The sequence below is a fragment of the Vibrio sp. Vb0937 genome (assembly GCF_033338855.1).
The window spans coordinates 1-1,194 of record NZ_JAWOTK010000309.1 but is presented as its reverse complement, the minus strand read 5'-3'; the positions used below and the strand labels follow the sequence as shown (position 1 = coordinate 1,194).

The following is a 1,194-nucleotide window of genomic DNA, read 5'->3' as shown; positions in this document are numbered from 1 at the left end:
TACGCAACCGTTTACTTTTTACCTTTACAGGATTCGATCATGCTCGAAAGGCTCTTTAAACTTAGTGAAAACGGCACAAATGTGCGCACTGAGATCATTGCAGGTATTACGACCTTCCTTACCATGGCTTACATTATTTTTGTAAACCCAGCTATTTTGTCTGATACCGGTATGGATCGTGGTGCGATCTTTGTTGCAACGTGTCTTGCCGCCGCGATTGGCTGTTTCATTATGGGCTTAGTCGCAAACTACCCAATTGCTCAGGCTCCGGGCATGGGTCTAAACGCATTCTTCACATATTCCGTTGTGTTAGGCATGGGTTACACATGGCAAGTCGCGCTGGCTGCAGTGTTTGTTTCTGGTGTTTTGTTTATTCTGCTGAGCATTTTTAAGATTCGTGAGTGGATCATTAACTCGATCCCGCATTCGCTTCGCACCGGCATTTCTGCAGGTATTGGCCTTTTCTTGGCGTTTATCGCCCTTAAAAACGCAGGTATTGTGGTTGATAACCCAGCGACATTGGTTTCAATGGGCGATATCACGTCATTGCCATCAGTGTTGGCGGCGATTGGTTTCTTCCTTACTATCGCGCTTGTTCACCGTGGTGTGAAAGGTGCGGTGATGATCGCGATTTTGGGTGTGACGGCGCTTGGTCTTCTATTTGGTGATGTGCAATGGAACGGTGTCATGTCAACACCACCAAGTATCGCACCAACATTCTTACAATTGGATTTCTCGGGTCTATTTGAAGTCGGCATGATCTCTGTTGTGTTCGCTTTCTTGTTCGTCGACTTATTTGATACGGCTGGCACGCTCGTTGGTGTTTCTCAAAAAGCCGGTCTAACGGATGAGAATGGCAACATTCCTCGTCTAAACAAAGCACTACTTGCTGACTCAACAGCGACTTCTGTTGGTGCGTTGCTAGGTACGTCAAACACGACTTCATACATTGAAAGTGTTTCGGGCGTGGCTGCTGGTGGTCGTACTGGTCTAACCGCAGTGGTTGTTGGTGTACTCTTCCTGCTTGCGCTATTGTTCTCGCCACTAGCGGGTATGATCCCTGCGTATGCAACGTCAGGTGCATTGTTCTATGTAGCAATTTTGATGCTTTCTGGCTTGGTGAGCATTGATTGGCGTGACCTAACTGAAGCATCTCCAGTTGTTGTAACTTGTCTTGTGATGCCGCTTACATTC

At 47.0% G+C, this 1,194-nt stretch carries 1 protein-coding gene; it reads left to right on the top strand.

What is annotated here, in order from left to right:
• Window positions 1-39 precede the first annotated feature (39 nt).
• Window positions 40-1,194, top strand: a 1,155-nt coding sequence (locus R7P67_RS25315; protein WP_318086384.1) for an NCS2 family permease, incomplete at its 3' end; no start/stop codon positions are given.